Origin of the sequence: Akkermansia sp. KLE1798 (assembly GCF_001580195.1) — a bacterium.
Taxonomy (GTDB): domain Bacteria; phylum Verrucomicrobiota; class Verrucomicrobiia; order Verrucomicrobiales; family Akkermansiaceae; genus Akkermansia; species Akkermansia biwaensis.
On record NZ_KQ971097.1, the window covers coordinates 13122 to 31632 of the forward strand.

Genomic DNA, 18511 nt, shown 5'->3' on the forward strand with positions numbered 1-18511 from the left:
CAAGAAGAGGCTTGCCATCCGAACCTGAATCCGTCATCCTGTGGAGACGCATTTATTTCATTAGAGCGCCTATGAATGCACTAGTAAAAACCATATGTACATTCGTGACATCCTCCATCGGCCGCAAAATCATTGTGGCTCTGACGGGGTTATGTTTAGTCTTGTTCCTTGCGGGACACCTGGCAGGCAACCTCCTCATCTTCGGAGGGCCTGAGTGGATCAACACATACGCCCACGGCCTGCACTCCATGCCGGAAGCCGCCCTGTGGGGCATCCGCCTGGGCCTTGCGGTGATCTTCATCATCCACATCTGGCTGACCATCCAACTGAAGCTGGAGAACAATGCGGCCCGCGAACCCTATGTGTTCAAGAACACGATCAAGGCGACGCTCTCCTCCCGCTACATGATCTACACCGGCCTGACCATCCTGGTGTTCCTGATTTACCATCTCTACCAGTACACCCTGCGCGTCGGCTATGATCCCGCACAATACGTCGCCTACATCTCCGACGGCAACGTGGAGACATTCGACGTTTACAGGATGATTGTCAACGGGTTCAGCAACGTATGGTGCTCTGCGTTCTACATCCTGGCCATCCTGATGCTCTTCAGCCACCTGCGCCACGGCGTGCAGTCCATCTTCCAGACGGTGGGCCTTGACTCCCGGAAAATCCGCCCCGTGTACAACTTCATCGCCATCGCTTACGGCGTGGTGATCTGCGCCGGCTTCATCTCCGTGCCGGTGTCGGTTCTTTTGGGTATCATCAAATAACCTCAACTCACTGCAAAGACATGATTAATTTTCCCGTAAGCGATTGGATGCCGGACGCCAATATCCCCTCCGGCCCTATTCAGGACAAATGGTCCAAGTACAAGCTTGAAGCCAAGCTGATCAACCCGAACAACAGGCGCAAGTACACCGTCCTGATCGTGGGTTCCGGCCTGGCCGGCGGTTCCGCCGCTGCGACGCTGGCTGAACTCGGCTACAACGTGAAGTGCTTCTGCTACCAGGACAGCCCCCGCCGCGCCCACTCCATCGCGGCCCAGGGCGGCATCAACGCAGCCAAGAACTACCAGAATGACGGCGACTCCGTGTACCGCCTCTTCTACGATACCGTGAAGGGCGGCGACTTTCGCGCCCGCGAAGCCAACGTGTACCGCCTGGCGGAGGTATCCTCCAACATCATTGACCAATGCGTCGCCCAGGGCGTTCCCTTCGGCCGCGAATACGGCGGCCTGCTGGACAACCGCTCCTTCGGCGGCGCCCAGCTCAAGCGCACTTTCTACTCCCGCGGCCAGACCGGCCAGCAGCTCCTGCTGGGCGCGTATCAGGCCATGGAAAAGGAAATCGCCAAGGGCCACATTGAAATGTTCACCCGCCATGAAATGATGGATCTCGTCATCGTGGACGGCGAAGCCAAGGGCATCGTCACCCGCGACCTGGTGACGGGGGAAATCAAGTCCTACGCCGGCGATACCGTGCTGCTCTGCACGGGCGGCTACGGCAACGTGTTCTTCCTGTCCACCAACGCCATGGGCTGCAACGTGACCGCCGCCTACAAGGCGTACAAGCGCGGCGCATTCTTTGCCAACCCCTGCTTCACGCAGATCCACCCCACCTGCATTCCGGTGAAGGGGGACTACCAGTCCAAGCTGACGCTGATGTCGGAATCCCTCCGCAACAGCGGCCGCATCTGGGTGCCCAAATCCCGCGAGACGGCGGAAAAGATCCGCAAGAAGGAAATCAAGCCCTCCGACGTTCCCGAAGAAGAACGCGATTACTATCTGGAACGCAAGTACCCCTCCTTCGGTAACCTTGCTCCGCGCGACATTTCCTCCCGCGCCGCCAAGGAGGCCTGCGACGACGGCCGCGGCGTGGCCATCACCGGCAAGGGCGTATTCCTGGACTTTGCTGACGAAATCAAGCGCATGGGCCGGGAATGGATCGACGGCCAGTACGGCAACCTCTTTGACATGTACGAGGAAATCACGGACGACGATCCCCATGAAACGCCCATGATGATCTACCCCGCCTCCCACTACACCATGGGCGGCCTCTGGGTGGACTACAACCTCATGTCCAACGTGAAGGGGCTGCACGTCCTCGGTGAAGCCAACTTCTCCGACCACGGCGCCAACCGCCTGGGCGCTTCCGCCCTGATGCAGGGCCTGTCCGACGGCTACTTCGTCATCCCTGCCACGCTGCCGACCTACCTGACGTCCACCAAGCCCGGCGCCGTCACTACGGCCGCTCCGGAATTCAAGGCCGCGGAAGACGCTGTGAAGGAACGCATCAACAAGCTGCTCAACGTCAAGGGCACCAAGACGGTGGACTCCTTCCACCGCGAACTGGGGCTGATCATGTGGGACGACTGCGGCATGGCCCGCACGGAAGAAAGCCTCATGCGCGCCATTGAACGCATCCCGCAGCTCCGGAAGGAATTCTGGGAAAACGTGCTCGTTACGGGCACGGCGGAAGGCATCAATGCGGAACTGGAAAAAGCCTGCCGCGTAGCGGACTTCCTGGAATTCGCCCAGCTCCTTTGCTACGACGCCCTGAACCGCCAGGAATCCTGCGGCGCCCATTTCCGCGTGGAATACCAGCTGCCGGACGGCGAAGCCAAGCGCAACGACGAAGAATACGCCTATGTGGCCGCCTGGGAATACGCCGGGGTGGACGAACTGCCGATTCTTCACAAGGAACCGCTGACCTTCGACAACGTGCACCTTGCCATCCGCAGCTACAAGTAAAAATAGCCACTACATTAACACTTAAAAGAAAGATTATCACATGGCTAAAACAATCAATCTCACCCTCAAGGTCTGGCGCCAGGAAAACAAGGATGCCAAGGGCCGCATTGAGACTTACGCCGCCAAGGACATCCCGGTGGACGCCTCCTTCCTGGAAATGCTGGACATCGTCAACGAAGGTCTGGTGAAGGAAGGCAAGGAGCCCATCCACTTTGACCACGACTGCCGGGAAGGCATCTGCGGCATGTGCTCCCTGACGATCAACGGCATCCCCCACGGGCCGGAACGCCAGGTGACCACCTGCCAGCTTCACATGCGCAAGTTCAAGGACGGCGATACCGTCTGGATCGAGCCCTTCCGTGCGAAGGCTTTCCCGATCCTGCGGGACCTGATGGTGGACCGTTCCGCCCTGGACCGCATCATTGCCGCCGGCGGCTACATCGACGTGCGCACTGGAGCGGCCCCGAATGCCAACAACATCGCCGTGGAAAAGGTGAAGGCGGAAGCCGCCTTCGACGCCGCCGCCTGCATCGGCTGCGGCGCCTGCGTGGCTTCCTGCAAGAACGCCTCCGCCATGCTGTTCACCTCCGCCAAGATTGCCCACCTCAACCTTCTGCCTCAGGGCCAGCCGGAACGCACCAAGCGCGTCCTGGCCATGATGAAGCAGATGGAAGCGGAAGGCTTCGGCAACTGCACGAACCAGTATGAATGTGAAGCGGCCTGCCCGAAGGGCGTGAGCGTGGACAACATTGCCCGCCTCAACCGCGACTTCATCCGCGCCAATGCCAAGGAAGGCCTCTGCTACTAACAGGACTTTCAGCAAAATCCCCATCAAGGGGCTGTTCTGCCAAAAGCGGAACAGCCCCTGTTTTTTTAATCCCTTTTGAAACACCGCCGTCTTTCAGCGATGACGGTTACTGAAAATAGTATTCAATCATCCCGCCCCACGGCATGCCGCCTTCACCGGAAAGGCAGGAAGTTCTTTCCCCGTCTTCCGCACGGACGGAGCCATGCAGAGGCAGCCGGGATATCCACCGCGTCTTTTCCCGCTTGTCTGCGGAACGGGAATCAAGCTCTCCCAGTCTTAACGGCTATCCGTCCCAAATGAACCGCGAGACTCCTCTCTGAACAATGCGCTCGCCAGGGAGGAAAAGCTTACTCCCTGTTCCGGGAATCCATGAAGATTGTCACGGGGCCGTCATTGACCAGGGAAATCTGCATGTCCGCACCGAATTCCCCGCTCTCCACCCGGCCTTCCAGTAGTGCGGCCAGTTCCTCCTTGAACCGTTCATAGAGGGGAACGGCATAATCGGGTCTCGCGGCGCGGATGAAGGAGGGCCTGTTCCCCTTTTTGGTGGAAGCGTGCAGCGTGAACTGGCTGACGACCAGGGCTCCTCCCCCGATGTCCTTCACAGAGAGGTTCATCTTTCCTTCTTCATCGGAAAAAATGCGCATGTCAGCCGCCTTTTTGGCCAGCCAGAGCGCGTCCTCTTCCGTATCCGCCTCCTCAATGCCTATCAAAATCATCAGCCCGCGGCCCGTGCGGCCCGCACAGACTCCCCCGATATGGACGGCGGCTTCCGTTACCCGCTGGACGACCAGCCTCATTGCTCCGTTCCCTTCTCCCTGATGATAGTTACCTTGGTGCCCGGCCTCGTCAGCATGGCCAGTTCGTTGCAGTCCTGCCGGTTCAGATAAAATCCGGGGGAACGGGGGGCTCCTTTTCCGGCTTCGATGACATATCCTCCGGCAGCCAGCAGAAGGGTCTTGTCCGCCGCGGGATAGTGCTTGTCGTAAATGGAAAAGGAAGCCTGTTCATCCTTGACGGTCGTCTCAAAATTCTTTCGCCCCGTGTCCTTCATGGCCACCATGGGATAGGCCTTCACAAAGTTTTCCCCGTCGTACAGGCAGACTTCCTTTTCAGGCACGTTGACCACCACATGAAAGTTGAGGGGACGGTATTTGAATACATCCCCGGGCTGAAGGGAAGGAACATCCATCAGGCCATTCAAATGCACCAGCATGGCCTGGGAACATCCCAGCTTTTTGACCATGCGTATCCAGGTATCTCCCCTTTTGACGATGTATTCCTTCACGTCCGGCCCATTGGGGTCCAGAACCTGGCGGATGCGCAGCGCCCCGATGAGATCCTTGGCCTCCCGGCCCACCACGCCGCCCTGATTCACCAGGGGCTGGAGCAGTTCCAGGGCTTGAGCCAGACTGCCGCGGTCCATCAGCCTGCGCGCTTCTTCAAGGGCTGCCGGACGGCGCGGCCAGAGGGAATAATTCTCCCCGTCGGCCAAAGCGGCCTGGGCGCAGAATACCGCCGCCAGAAGGCTACAGCAGGCCCTTGCGCTTGAAGTCGAAAATGTTGATCTCATGGGATTTTTGTATCATTTCCACGGTGAATTTCAAGAGAGAGACCTCCCATGCGTCATCCACCCCTTCCACAAGGGCCATGAACGTGTCCTCCCCGTTGCGCACCTGGTCCAGCAACCGGCCGCGAACGGATTCAAGCGGTTCATGCAGGATTTCCTCACGCACCTCCGACCGCTTGAACCGGAATCCATATTCCAGCAGGGTCAGGAAACCGGGACCATTTTTGGACAGCCAGTCAAAAAAGCGTTTGGCCTCCCCGGAAAAACCCTCCGTACTGACTTCATTGTAAATGGAGGGGCGTATGATCTTGGGCTTCTCCGCCTCCACCCAGCCGCTGCGCACGCGCACCACGTCAATCTCGTCCATCACTTCGGAGATCAGGAGGAAATTGAACCGGGTATCGCCGAACGTATCTATGCGGCGGTCCGGTTCATACACCACGCGGGTCATTTCCGCCGCGTAGCGAATGTCGTCACGGGAATAGGGGGGCAATTCACTCATGGCAGGAAGGCGGGAACCGGGCTTATCCCATGAAAAAGCGGCTCCCTTGCAGAATTACAGGGAAGCCGCTTTTTGTATAAAGGATTTCAGCAGTTCAACTTAGCCCTGAACTTTTTCGATGTAGGCAACGACGTCTGCCACGGACTGAAGTTTTTCCGCTTCTTCGTCAGGCACTTCGATGTCAAAGTTTTCTTCGAAAGCCATCACGAGTTCAACGGTATCCAGCGAATCAGCACCGAGATCCTCGATGAATTTCGCATCAGCAGTCACTTTATCGGATTCAACGCCAAGTTGGTCAACGATGATACTTCTTACTTTTTCTTCGATGCTGTTATCAGACATGATATTTATTGTTAAGGTTCATGGATACTACATGCGGCATGCACGTTTTGCAATACCTATTTATGAGTTTTTACGTGTCATCTATCATGCCACCCGGAGGAAAATCCCTTCTGAAGCAGGCTCTTGCACCACTTTTCAAAGATTAAGCCCGGCAACCATCCGCAGGCCGTTCAGCGTAATATCCGGGTCCACATGGTCGATGCGTGGCACTCCCCGGGCAATCAGGGCCGCATCTCCGCCGGTAGCCACCACCGTGGGACGCCTCCCCATTTCCTCTTCCAGCTTCGCCAGAATTTCCTTCACCATGCCGCGGTAGCCGTACACGGCGCCGGAATGCATGGCTTCCACCGTGCTTGTTCCGATGGCATGTTTCGGCTCATGGGGTTCGATGGCGGGCAGCAGGGCCGTATTGCGCGCCAGGTAATCCCCCATGCTGGCCAGCCCGGGGGCAATCGCTCCGCCCAAATAAGTACGCTCCGGGCCGATCACGTCAAACGTCACGGCCGTTCCGAAGTCAACCACAATGCACGGATAACCGTAATAGGCCACGGCCCCGGCGGCGTTCGCCAGCCTGTCCGCACCGATCTGGCGCGGGGAAGGATAGTCTATGCCCACGCCCAGCCGGGAATCGCAGGAAAGAAAATGGCTCGGCCTGGTGAGCCAGTTCCGCAGAACATCCGCCACGCGGGGCACCACGGAACACACGACGGCGGCATCATAGTGAAGTCCCTTGAGGACGTCGTCCAGCCGTTCCTCGCTCACTTCCCGGGTGGGAATCATGCGCCGCTCCTTCAGCAGGGCCTCCGGGGTGGAGAGGACGAATTTGGTGCGCGTATTGGAGTTGTCGATCAGCAGATAGGTCACGGGAATCAGTTAGTACGTTCCGCCGCCAGATTCAAGGCCAAATCCGCTATCTTTCCGCTTCCTCCGGTCATATCCGCCTTCAGCAGGTTTTCATGCAGGAGCCTCCATGGCGCTCCTCCGTCCGCCATCATGTTCTTCAGGGCTTCCGCCAACGCGGCGGCATCCTGCACATGGCCGCCGCCGCCCAGGGTCTCCAGCAGGCGGGCGTTTCCCTCTTCCTGTCCGGGCAGAAGAAAATTCACCAGCATGGGCCTCGCGGCGGCCAGCACCTCATGCACCGTAGCGCCTCCGGCCTTGCCGACCACCACATGGTTTACAGCCAGGTACGAGGGTATGCGGCGCGTCCAGCCGCGCACGGTCAGCCTTTTGCCGTATTTTGCGCGCAAATCGCGGATATGGGGATAAATCCTCCTGAATTTGCGGCCCAGGATGCAGGTCACATACACGGCGGGGTCGGCCTCCAGCATGGCCTCCAGCTCTTCACGGGCATGCCGGAAAGAACGCTGGGCAAAATAAAGAACGCGGAACGGTTCCCCCGGCTTCCAGCAAATGGAATGCTTCCGGACCGCCTCCAAACAGGGATTTACGGGAAAACCGGTCACGCGAATTTTTTCCGGATCAATTCCCTTTCCCGCCATGACGTCCCGCGTCCATGAATCCGTAACGGCAAAGAGAGGAGAATCCGCACACAGCCACGACTTGTTGATAACAAAGGAGTCCGTCACCACGGTGATATACGGCACGGCGCGTCCCGTACGCGCGGCGATGGAATCCAGCATGTAGGGATACACCATGTATGTGCAGACTACGGCGTCCGGCTTCCATTCCAGCAGCAGCCGTTCCAGCAGCCCTTCCACCGGGCCCAGGCCCTTGACCGGCTTTTCCGCCATGTTGCGCCGGTCGCTCACGTCGTACATCAGCTTCCAGAGGCCGGGCATGCGGGAAATGATCCAGAGATATCCCGCGCGGGTCATCCGGAACGTAGCGGGCATGGCCTCCGCGCACAAGTCAACGAGGCGCGTTTCCGCCCTGCCCCTCATCGCCTCTTCTACGCCGCGGGCGGCGGAATTGTGCCCCTCTCCATACCCTGCGGTGATGATCAACATGCGCGGCAGCCTTCCATGCTCCATGGGGAAACATATACCATATTCCTTCCAATCGGAAAGAACTTCTTTCCCCACGAACCGGGCCGCCGGGAGGCGGACGACGGAGCACCGCCGCGGCATAACGCAAAAAACCGGTTCCCCGCAGCGATATTCCCTCCCTGTCTCCCGATTTAACATTGACCTGCGCAGGCCGGCAAGGCAATCTCCCTGCCATGCGCATCGTCTTCATGGGTACGGGCGACATTGCCATTCCCGCCTTCCGCAGCCTGATCCGGCACACGGATCTGGTAGGGCTGGTCACGCAGCCCGACCGTCCGGTGGGCAGGCACCAGATTCTCACGGCCCCTCCCATCAAGAACATTGCCCGGGAAGCGGGCATCACCGTGTTCCAGCCGGCCTCCCTGAAGGCGCCGGAATCCCTGGTGGGCCTCAGGAGGCTGAATCCGGACCTGATCGTGGTCATGGCGTACGGGCAGATTTTAAGCCAGGAAGTGATCGACATGGCCCCCATGGGCTGCATCAACGCCCACGCCTCCCTGCTGCCGCGCCACCGCGGCGCGGCCTGCATCCAGTCCGCCATCAAATCGGGGGATTCCCATACGGGTGTAACGATCATGCACATCGTCAAAAAACTGGATGCCGGAGACATCATCGCCCAGATCAGCATGCCCCTGGACGGCACGGAGACCGGCGGCAGCCTGCACGACAAACTGGCGCAAATGACCCCGGACGTTCTTCTTCCCGTCATCCATTCCATTGAAAAGGGAACGGCCGCACGCGTACGGCAGCAGGAAATTCTGGCCACATACGCTCCCAAGCTTCTGCGGGCGGACGGCAAGATAGACTGGACCGTTCCCGCCGAGGAAATCGGACGGATGATCCGGGCCTACGATCCCTGGCCGGGCACCTTTACCAACTATTGGAACCGCAAGGGGCGCATCCGCAACATGAAAATCTTCCCCGGCTTCACCATCGTGCCGGAGGCTTCCGGCAAACCGGGCCAGGTGCTTTCCGCCGGGGAGCAGGGACTGCTGATCGCCTGCGGTGAAGGAGGCCTGCTGGTGACGGACGTTCAACTAGAAGGCAGCACGCGCATGAACATTGCACAGCTCATCGCGGGGCACCCGAATTTGAAAGACATCCATTTCGACGTGTAAATGGCCAAGTCATTTTCCATGGAAAGCCTGAACGCGGCCCAACGCCGGGCCGTTCAGACCCTTCAGGGGCCTGTCCTGATCCTGGCCGGAGCGGGAACGGGAAAAACGCGCACCGTCACCTGCCGCATTGCCCACATGGTGGACAAAGGCATCAGCCCGAAAAGCATCCTGGCCGTTACGTTCACGAACAAGGCCGCTCTGGAAATGAGGGAACGCGTAGGCCAGATGGTGGACCGTAAGGCGGCGCGCCAGATCATGGTCAGCACCTTTCACTCCCTGTGCGTGCGCATCCTGAGGGAGGACATAGGCCGTCTGGGCTACAAGACCAACTTCACCATTTACAGCGGGTCCGAACAGAGCGGCCTGATCCGCCGCCTCATCGTCCGCCACGGAGGCATTAAGGAAAAAATCGGGCCCAAGGATGTACTGTCCGCCATGAGCCGGATGAAAAACAACGGCCTCGGCATTGACTCCATTGAAGACAACCTGACAGCCAACATCGCCGCCTCCTACCAGCGGGAGCTTCAAGCCCAGAATTCCGTGGACTTTGACGACCTGCTGATTCTGGCGGACAAACTGCTGAAGGAACACCCGGATGTCCGGGCGGCCTGGCAGCAGCGCTTCCGGTACATCACCGTGGACGAGTTCCAGGACACCAACAGCCTGCAAATGAGCCTTCTCGGCCACCTGGTGGGCCCGGACCACAACGTCTGCGTAGTGGGGGACGACGACCAGTCCATTTACGGATGGCGCGGCGCCCAGATCAGCAATATCCTGGAATTCGAACGCTTTTTCCCAAACCCCTCCATCATCAAGCTGGAGGAAAACTACCGCTGCACCGCCCCCATCCTGGACACGGCCAACGCCCTGATACGGCACAACCTGGGCCGCAGGGACAAGACGCTGCGCGCCCACAAGGGCGGCGGAGACCCCGTACGCCTCATCTCCATGCCCGGCGATGCGGAAGAGGCGGAATTCATCATCACGGACATTGAAAACGTCCGCAGGCAGGAAGAACGCCCCTGGGAGGATTTCGCCATCCTGTTCCGGGCCAATACCCAGAGCCGCGTCATTGAACAAACCCTGCGGGAACACAAAATACCCTACCGCATGGTGGGAGCGCAGAGCTTTTTCGACCGCAAGGAGGTGAAGGACCTTATCTCCTACCTGGCGACGATTGAAAACCCGCAGGCGGACGAATACCTGCTGCGCATTCTCAACACCCCGCCCCGCGGCATCAGCGACCTGACGGCCCAGCTTGCCATCGACTGGAGCCGGGAACACGGCAACAGCGTCTGGGCCGCCCTGCAGGACGAGGAATTCCTGGAAACCCTGGCCACCCGCGCCCGCAACAGCATTCAGGAATTCAATGAGCTGATCACCAAATACATCGACATTTTCCAGGACAGGGAAACCAACTTCGGAGATGCCATGGAACAGCTCATTGAGGAAACGGGATTCAGCGACTACGTTACCCGGCTGTGCAAGACGGAGGCGGAAACACAGAAGCGCCTCGTTTCCATCGGAGACGTGAAGGCCTCCCTCCGCAATTTCTGGCAGCCGGAAAAAAGCCTGAGGGACTACCTGGCCCAGGTTACCCTGGACAAGGAGGACAATGACGACGATGTGGAAAACAAGCCGGGCGTCTGCCTGATTACCATGCACGCCGCCAAAGGACTGGAATTCCCCGTCGTTTACCTCGTAGGACTGGAGGAAGGAATCCTGCCGCACAAACGCTCGCTGGAAGACGGCAACTGCGACGAGGAACGGCGCCTGCTTTATGTGGGCATCACGCGTGCGCAGGAAAGGCTCATGCTGACCTACTGCGCCACGCGCCTGCGCTACGGAGACCGCATGCCCTGCCAGCGTTCCTCCTTCCTGAGCGAAATTCCCCCCCACCTGATGGAATATTCCAAATGGGAAGACCTGATGAATGCGGAAGCTACGGAAGAAGAATCGGAGAACTTCTTCGACTCCCTCCGCAGCATGCTTCTGGAAGATGAATAGGCATCCGGCACAGCCGGGATCCTTCCATGAATACAAAGGTTTCCTTTGATTAACGAACGCGCCGTCGCATCAGCAGGAGGAGCGCTCCCAGCAGGCACAGACCAGCCGTTGCGGGCTCAAGAACGGTTAGAACGGGAACATCGTTCATTACCGTTATGGAAGAGATGCCGCCATTGGCATCCAGTCCAAGCAATCCGTTGGAAAAATCCACATTGATGAAGGACTGGGACGCAGAATCCGTTTCCTGCTGCCAGGTCATCACGAAGGGATCTCCGGACAACACAATCTCCGGGCCGCCGCTGCCAAGATACGGCAGGTCCACAACCTGTCCGCCCCTATCCGGCAAACAGGCGTCTTGAATATGGAATCCTGTTCCCTCCACATTCACGGGATGGTCTGAATGCCATGTGGAGACGGGGGGCACACCGCTCCCGGTGAAGACAGGGGAAATGGTATCGAAACCGTTTTTCTGCAAACCTCCAGGGAAGACATCACCGGCATCAACCGGGCCTCCCAAATTCCATGCCTGATTTTCCTTCCCTCCCCGGACCGTCTTCCCGGAATCAAGAGAATAGCCATGAGCTTGCTTCCACAGGTTCAAACTTCCGGTATCGGTTTCCATTCCGGCAAGAAACAGGGGCATGCCGGAACGTCCGGCCCATCCGGAATCCCCGTCCGTCCATGTCCCCTGGATCGCTAAAGGAAAATTGTCCGTTATTTTCAGCGCTCGGGACATATGGCCGGAAACAAAGGTTGCCCCGGCTGTGCCGTTTGCCATGTTCCAATGGCCGGAATAGATATTCCCATTTTCTCCGGACGAGGTCATCGCTGTTTTGGCCCAGCCAAGGGAACAGCACAGAAGCGCAAGGCATGACATTACATAAAAACGCATTTTCATATTATCAAGGGACAGGGGCTGTTATTTACTGTTGCTTTCTCATTGGCAGGCAATGAAGTCTTTGACCAAAATCTCTCATGAAAATTAAGGAGACTGGCACAAAGTAGGCGGGACAATCTTACAAAACACCATACCCATCTATCTTTCAACAGGTTGAAAAAACAGAACCTTTGTCATCAGTTCCGCCATCATGTGATTTTCACTTCCGTTTATTCCAATGACGGAAGCATTCCGGGCACAAAAAAATCCCCCCGGCGCAACCGCCGGGAGGATGAAAGAAATTCCTGCGCCTTACATCACCAGAAGATGATGTACAGGGCAACCGTTGCGGCAACCACGAACCAGCCAAAAACCTTGGCTCGGGAAGAAGATTGCAGGGCTACCACTCCCCTGTCGGGCAGGACGATGGCCTGGCCCCCGCGGGCGGTATTCACGGCCGTAAAGATGAAGCCGATGATCACCACGGTAATGAAGCAAATGGCCATACGGTTCAGGAACGCCATTTCCGGCTGCCAGATCTTCAGGAAGCCGTACAGGGCGGCATTGATGACGATACCCAGCCAGCCGAAAATACGCGGACACTTGGGCACAAAGAAGCCGAAGAGGAACACGCACAGGGCGCCCGGACTCAGGAAGCCCTGGAATTCCTGAATGAAGTTGAAGATGCCGCCGAAGGCCGGGCTGTCCAGGAACGGGGCAATGCACAATGCAATCAGGGCGCACACCAGCAGGCCTATCTTGCCGACGGTGACAAGCTCCGTAGGTTTCGCATTCCGGCGCAGCTTGTTGTAAATATCCATCGTAAAGATGGTGGATGCGGAGTTCAGCATGGACGCCAGGGAAGACACCACTGCCCCGAAAAGGGCGGCCAGCACGAACCAGGTCCACCCCGTACCGGGCAGCAGCTTTCTGATCAGCGTGCCGAAAGCGGAGTCATAGTCAAACCCTACCAGCGTATCCGTCAGATAGTAGTTGTCCGTATCGTTCGCAGCAGGCTTGATGATCTTGTCATTGAGAGTGGCGATTTTCGCTACAAAGGGAGCGCGCTCCGCCAGCGTGGTCTGTTCATTGGCGGCATCCGCCTTGAGTTCGTCACAGGCCTGCTTCAGCTCGGCCACCACGTCTTCACCGGCCTTCATGACCGTGGCGTTGTGCAGGGCGTGGGCGCAGCCGGCCTCTACGTTTTCTACCAGGAAGCTGTCCGTGATCTTGTAAATGACGGGACGCCCCTTGACGGCGGCTGCATCCTGCGTCTTGCTGATTTCCTTCTCATACTTCACTTCCGCCTGTTCTCTCAAGTCATTGCGGTACAGGTTGTAGGCCAGGATGCCGGGTACCACCACCACGAACGGGATGATCAGTTTGAGGAAAGCGGCGAACACAATGCCCATCTGGCCTTCCGCCAGGGACTTGGAAGCGAGCGTACGCTGCATGATGTACTGGTTGAGGCCCCAGTAGAAGAAGTTGGGAATCCACAGGCCCAGGCAAAGGGCTGTCCACGGAATTTCCGCATCGTCCGCCGGACGGATCATGTGCAGCTTGCCGCCCACGGTATTCACACCACTGGTGGCATCCCCGGAGTTGAGCTCAAAGAAACGCGTCACCCCGTGCCAGAGGCTGTTGGAAGGGTCTCCCAGAGAAGCCACCGTAGCGCCGGAATTGGCGGCGGCGGACTGCACCAGGTGGTTCGGGTCGGCTCCGCTCAGGGCCATCAGGGCAAAATAGGCCACCACGCCGCCGCCTACAATCAGGGCGGCGCCCCAGAACAGGTCCGTCCAGGCGCAGGCCTTCAAACCGCCCACGAACACATACACGGTACTGCAGAACGCAATGATGATACAGCCGACGGTAATGTTGCCGAAGTCGATGCCCATGGCGGTGTATCCGGTAAAGAATACGGAAATCACCTTGGCCCCGGCATAAATGACGCCGGCGGTCGGCACGCCCACCAGAATAAGCAGCGTGGCAATCGCCATCAGGGAACGCGCCGCAGTATCATAGCGTTGTTCCAGGAATTCCGGAATGGTGTACACACCGCCTTTCAGCAATTTGGGAAGGAAGCAGAAAGCCACGATCACCAGCGTAATGGCGGCCAGCCATTCATACGGCAATCGCCATGCCCACCCAGTTGGCGGCCTTGCCGGACATACCCACGAACTGTTCCGTGGAAATGTTGGCGGCAATCAGAGAAAAGCCAACGAGCCACCAGGTCAGGCCGCGGCCGGCCAGGAAATAGTCGGAAGCACCCTTCGTCTTCTTCTCTTCCTCCGTCTCCTGCGGATCACGGCTCTTCCAGATACCCAGGGCAATGACGCCCACGACCACCACGCAGAACAGAATGACTTCCGGCATGGAAAGAGGTGCCGTCACCGGTTCCTTGGGTTCCTCAGCCTTTTGGGCGGCGTTTTCCACAGCCACGGGAGAGGCTGGCTGGATTTCAGCGGCTGGCTGCATTTCCGCAGCAGGCGTCAAAGCCGGAGCGGACAGCGTGGGCTGGGCGTCCGGAGCTGTTGCAGGAACGGCCTCCTCCTGGGCGGCGGCGCCCCACGTCATCAGGGCCACGGCCCCGAGTATGGTTGCTAGTTTTCTCATAATCAGTATGGATTAAGCTTGGTACAATACACGGGCACCTTCACCGGCGCTCGTCACGAGGTAGGTGGTTTCAATCCCTGTTTCCTGGCAATAGGCCTGGAGCAGTTCCTGCGCTACCTTGTCCACGTCTTCCGTCTTGACCAAGGCGACGATGCAACCGCCGAAGCCGCCGCCCGTCATGCGGGCGCCGTAAACGGAAGAAGCGGAAGGAATGCGGTCACAAAGGGAAACCAGAGTATCCACCTCCGCACAGGAAACTTCATAATCATCGCGCAGGGAGGCATGGCTGCCGCGCATGGCTACGCCGGCTTCATCCCAGTCGCCGCGGGCGAGGGCATCCGCAAAAACGGCCACCCGGGCGTTTTCACCGATGACGTGGCGGGCACGGCGGTAACGCACGTCGCCAAGCTGTTCCTTGAAGGATTCCAGCAATTCCAGGGAAGCTTCGCGCAGGGAAGGCACCCCCATGATGGCGGAGGCTTCCTCGCACTGCTTGCGGCGCTGGCCGTAGGCTCCGTCCGCCAGGGAATGCTTCACGGCACTGTCCAGAACCAGCACGGAAACGGAATCGTTATTCATCGGCACCAGCTCATATTCCAGAGTGGCGCAATCCAGCTTGAGGGCCATGCCCTTCTTGCCGTTGGCGGAAATGAACTGGTCCATAATGCCGCAGGGCACATTCACGAACTCGTGTTCCACGGCCTGCCCGATCAAGGCTACCTCCTTGGGATCAATCCTGACGCCGGCAAAGGCGGCCAGCGCGGTGCAGACGGCGACTTCCAGGGCGGCGCTGGAAGAAAGGCCGCCGCCGCGGGGCACGTTGCTGTCAATCAGCATGTCCACCGGGCCGATTTCTATGCCGCGCCGATGCAGATTGGCCAGCACGCCGCGCACGTAATTGGACCAGAACGGCTCGCCGGGAACCAGGGCGTCCTCCACGGCAATTTCATGTATCTGGTCTCCCAGAGAACCGCAGAAGCGATGTTTGCCGACAGGGGAAGGAGCTACTGCGACGACACAATGATTGTCCAGAGCCATGGGCATCACAAAACCATTATTATAATCCGTGTGCTCGCCAATGAGGTTCACACGTCCCGGTGCCGCTGCCACATGAGTTGGAGCCTGACCGAAATACTCGATGAAATACGGAGTCACCGTTTCTTTAGAGATTTCTCGCTGAACTAAATCCATAGTGGGCTGATTCTGCCCCAACGCCTCCCGCACCTCAAGGTTAAAGTCTCCGCCCGGCCTCAAATCACTTCATTTTTCACCAAACTTTTGAGGTTTTCTCGAAAAAGATCGGCCGATGCCATGACGGGCATGGGACAGACTGCGGAAAAATACACTTACAAACGCATGCCGGGCCTGTAAACAGGGCATTCCCGCACCCTCCCGGCGCCGGGGAAATCCTTATTTGGCCCCGCGGGCAAACAACACGGCGGGAACTGTTTTCAGCAGCAGTTTAACGTCCAGCCACAGGGACCAGTGGTCGATGTAATACATATCCAGCTCCACCAGTTTCTCAAATTCCTTGATGTTGCTGCGCCCCGCTATCTGCCAGTATCCGGTGACACCGGGCAGCACGCTCAGCCTGCGGCGGTGCGCATCACTGGTAAAAGCCTCCGTTTCATAAACGGGCAGCGGCCGGGGGCCTACCAGGCTCATTTCCCCTTTCAGCACATTGATGAGCTGGGGCAGTTCATCAATGCTGAATTTGCACAGAATGCGACCGAAAGGAAAGACGCGGGGGTCATTCTCCAGCTTGAAAATGGGACCGTCCATCTCATTGCCATGGCTGGCCTTCACTTCATCCAGCCTTTTCTCCGCATCCTGATACATGGTGCGGAATTTCCACATGCCGAATTCCCTTCCATACAGTCCGGAGCGCTTCTGGCGGTAGAAAACGGAACCGGGAGCGGACAGCTTGATGCCTGCGGCCGCAACCAGCCACAAGGGCGAAGTAATCACCAGCAGGGCAAGAGAACCGAACCAGTCCAGGGCTTTCTTGATCTGCCAGGACGTGGTGTAGGGAATGGGGGTGGACTTGTACACCAGCATCCTGACTTCGCCCATCACTCCAAAGTAAGTTTTGTGCACGGTTGGCATCCGCACCATCATGGAAGCATAAAAATCCACTCCCATCTTGCCGCAAAGATCCGTCAGGCACTCCGCCACGGAAGCATCCACTCCTTCCGGCAAAAACACGACTTTGCTGATGCAATTCCTGATCAGTATATCCCGCGTTGTGACGGAATCCACGGATTTGGGAGAAATCACCGTCAGGGCTCCCTGAATATCCACGCGGTCCCGTTTCATCTGCTTCAGGAATGTATCCACATGTTCCGGAGCGCCTACCAGAAGCATGGGGGCCTCTTCCTCCAGCTTCTTTTCCGACCGGAACCGGAAAATGCACAGCCACAGAACTCCCAGAAAAGTCAGCAGATATGCCAATATCTGAACGACAGGGTCTCCGGAAAAGGGGACGAGATACTTCCAGATGATGGAACTCAGCACCACAAAGCACGCATAGGCCAGCGCCAGCCGCCAAACGGTGCCGCTCAACGTCATGCAGCGGTAATACACGCCAAACTGGTCACAGCAGAAATACAGCAGCAGGGACATGGTCAGGGGAGCGAGCACCAGCGTACGGAGCCGCCAGGGTTCAGGCTGCACGCCCAACGAGCTCCAGGAAATAAACCCGACAACCATAAAAACGACAAACGCCAGAATGGTGACCGCCATTTTATTGATTCCGTAGGTTGTACGGTCTGCGTTTTGAATAAGCATCGAGAGTGAAGGAGCTAGTGAACCACATAGTTAATGATGCCAAAGTTTTTGTCAAGTTCCATCCGATTCCGGCCTGGCTTCCCGTCACCAGTCCGGGCTTCGCCAACGGGTTTCCGCCTCCTGAGAGCTGGAAAGCCCAAAATGACGGGATACCGGCTTGCAAGAAACGGTCTCCATGTGCATTGGTATACGCGTCAATCCGCCGGATTGACACCGCACACAGCCGGATCTCCCGTTATCAGACCATGCACGGACCGTTGATCGGGGCACGGGGCATCCGCACTTCTGGTTTTCCTTACGGAAACGGAACACCCCGGCGATTCGCCGGACGGAACCTATTGCATGGAGCATGAAAATCCGGCATGACACCAACATAATCATCAACTTAGCATATAAGTATGTCGCAACACCACACACAGGGAAGACAGGGCCAAGGCCCCCGTCGCCGCTATCACAAGGGCGGCCATTCCTATGGCAATGACCGCCGGGAATCCGGCGGATACCGTCCCAAATATAAAAAAGAAGCTCCTGCCAAGCTCTCCTTATGGCAGCGCTTCCTGGGCATCTTCGGCATCCGCCCGGCCAAGGGCAAGCCTGCCGTCAAAGACAAGAACCCCGCCAAAACGAACACCAGGGTGGCCCGCCCCAAGCAGGAGCGCGTCGCTACTCCCAAGCAGCCCGTCTCCAACCGCAGGCTGTACGTGGGCAACCTTTCCTACGAAGCTACGGAAAGCGACCTTGAAGACGTGTTCAAGGGCATTGGCGAAGTAACCTCCGTGGAAATCATCTACAATCCCCGCACCCACAAATCCAAGGGTTACGCCTTCGTGGAAATGAAGAGGCTGGAAGACGCCGTCCGTTCCGTGGACATTCTTCACAACCAGCCTTTCATGGGCAGAAACCTGCTGGTCAGCGGCGCTAACGAACGCCAGGAACAGTCCAGGCCGGCCCGCGAGCCCCGCGCTCCGCAGGAGGAACAGAACTCTGTGGAAGAGATGAAGGAAACTTCCACCCCCCTGATTCAGCCGGAAACCCAGCCTCAGGCATAAGACAAGTTTTTACAAACCAAGAGCCGGCTCTCCTCAGAGGGGGCCGGCTCTTTGCTTTCCTGCCGCTCACGCCGCTT

General features: G+C 58.1%; 15 protein-coding genes and 1 pseudogene. 6 read left to right on the forward strand and 10 right to left on the reverse strand.

The window, feature by feature from the left end; genetic code table 11:
• Window positions 1-71: 71 nt before the first annotated feature.
• The 3 genes from HMPREF3039_RS11750 to HMPREF3039_RS11760 are packed head-to-tail and all read left to right on the forward strand — an operon-like array spanning window position 72 to window position 3560.
• Window positions 72-773 carry a succinate dehydrogenase cytochrome b subunit gene (locus HMPREF3039_RS11750; RefSeq protein ID WP_067572319.1) on the forward strand — a complete coding sequence of 234 codons (702 nt, stop codon included), beginning with the start codon at window positions 72-74 and terminating at the stop codon, window positions 771-773.
• Window positions 774-793: 20 nt separating this feature from the next.
• Entirely contained in the window at window positions 794-2752 is a 1959-nt protein-coding gene (locus HMPREF3039_RS11755) for a fumarate reductase/succinate dehydrogenase flavoprotein subunit (protein WP_067572317.1), read from the forward strand.
• Window positions 2753-2792: 40 nt separating this feature from the next.
• Complete coding sequence (locus HMPREF3039_RS11760; protein WP_067572315.1) at window positions 2793-3560, forward strand: succinate dehydrogenase/fumarate reductase iron-sulfur subunit; 768 nt, start codon at window positions 2793-2795, stop codon at window positions 3558-3560.
• Between the two features lie 347 nt (window positions 3561-3907).
• Here the strand turns inward: HMPREF3039_RS11760 and dtd are convergent, their stop codons facing one another.
• The 6 genes from dtd to HMPREF3039_RS11790 form a co-directional block, all read right to left on the reverse strand.
• Window positions 3908-4360 carry a D-aminoacyl-tRNA deacylase gene (gene dtd / locus HMPREF3039_RS11765; RefSeq protein ID WP_067572313.1) on the reverse strand — a complete coding sequence of 151 codons (453 nt, stop codon included), beginning with the start codon at window positions 4358-4360 and terminating at the stop codon, window positions 3908-3910.
• Window positions 4357-5133, reverse strand: a complete 777-nt coding sequence (locus tag HMPREF3039_RS11770) for a LysM peptidoglycan-binding domain-containing protein (protein ID WP_147549730.1) — start codon at window positions 5131-5133, stop codon at window positions 4357-4359. Before HMPREF3039_RS11770 ends, dtd begins: the two co-directional genes overlap by 4 nt.
• Window positions 5090-5632: a hypothetical protein gene (locus HMPREF3039_RS11775; RefSeq protein WP_067572309.1), complete on the reverse strand. Its 543-nt coding sequence runs from the start codon at window positions 5630-5632 to the stop codon at window positions 5090-5092. The genes HMPREF3039_RS11770 and HMPREF3039_RS11775 overlap by 44 nt, the downstream gene beginning before the upstream one ends.
• Window positions 5633-5731: 99 nt before the next feature.
• On the reverse strand, window positions 5732-5974 hold the full coding sequence (locus HMPREF3039_RS11780) for an acyl carrier protein (RefSeq protein ID WP_012420022.1): 243 nt from the start codon (window positions 5972-5974) through the stop codon (window positions 5732-5734).
• A 135-nt stretch (window positions 5975-6109) separates the two neighbouring features.
• The gene (locus HMPREF3039_RS11785) at window positions 6110-6838 is read right to left on the reverse strand and encodes a type III pantothenate kinase (RefSeq protein ID WP_067572307.1); all 729 of its coding nucleotides are present in this window, start codon (window positions 6836-6838) and stop codon (window positions 6110-6112) included.
• Window positions 6839-6843: 5 nt separating this feature from the next.
• Window positions 6844-7944: an MGDG synthase family glycosyltransferase gene (locus tag HMPREF3039_RS11790; RefSeq protein WP_167506752.1), complete on the reverse strand. Its 1101-nt coding sequence runs from the start codon at window positions 7942-7944 to the stop codon at window positions 6844-6846.
• Between the two features lie 212 nt (window positions 7945-8156).
• Between HMPREF3039_RS11790 and fmt the strand changes: the two genes are divergently transcribed.
• Complete coding sequence (gene fmt / locus HMPREF3039_RS11795; RefSeq protein WP_067572382.1) at window positions 8157-9101, forward strand: methionyl-tRNA formyltransferase; 945 nt, start codon at window positions 8157-8159, stop codon at window positions 9099-9101.
• A complete protein-coding gene (locus HMPREF3039_RS11800) occupies window positions 9102-11108 on the forward strand; it encodes an ATP-dependent helicase (RefSeq protein WP_067572302.1) in 2007 nt (668 codons plus the stop codon).
• 49 nt (window positions 11109-11157) lie between these two features.
• Here the strand turns inward: HMPREF3039_RS11800 and HMPREF3039_RS13915 are convergent, their stop codons facing one another.
• The 4 genes and pseudogenes from HMPREF3039_RS13915 to HMPREF3039_RS11825 form a co-directional block, all read right to left on the reverse strand.
• Window positions 11158-11583, reverse strand: coding sequence for a hypothetical protein (locus HMPREF3039_RS13915; protein WP_147549727.1), 426 nt, complete (start codon window positions 11581-11583; stop codon window positions 11158-11160).
• Window positions 11584-12302: 719 nt separating this feature from the next.
• Window positions 12303-14358: pseudogene (locus HMPREF3039_RS14520) on the reverse strand (sodium/solute symporter).
• A gap of 252 nt (window positions 14359-14610) precedes the next feature.
• On the reverse strand, window positions 14611-15789 hold the full coding sequence (gene galK, locus HMPREF3039_RS11820; protein WP_067572294.1) for a galactokinase: 1179 nt from the start codon (window positions 15787-15789) through the stop codon (window positions 14611-14613).
• Between the two features lie 219 nt (window positions 15790-16008).
• Window positions 16009-17385, reverse strand: a complete 1377-nt coding sequence (locus HMPREF3039_RS11825) for a sugar transferase (protein ID WP_082770122.1) — start codon at window positions 17383-17385, stop codon at window positions 16009-16011.
• Window positions 17386-17783: 398 nt separating this feature from the next.
• On the opposite strand from HMPREF3039_RS11825, the gene HMPREF3039_RS13410 reads away from it, so the two are divergent.
• The gene (locus HMPREF3039_RS13410) at window positions 17784-18434 is read left to right on the forward strand and encodes an RNA-binding protein (protein WP_067572290.1); all 651 of its coding nucleotides are present in this window, start codon (window positions 17784-17786) and stop codon (window positions 18432-18434) included.
• Window positions 18435-18511 lie beyond the last annotated feature (77 nt).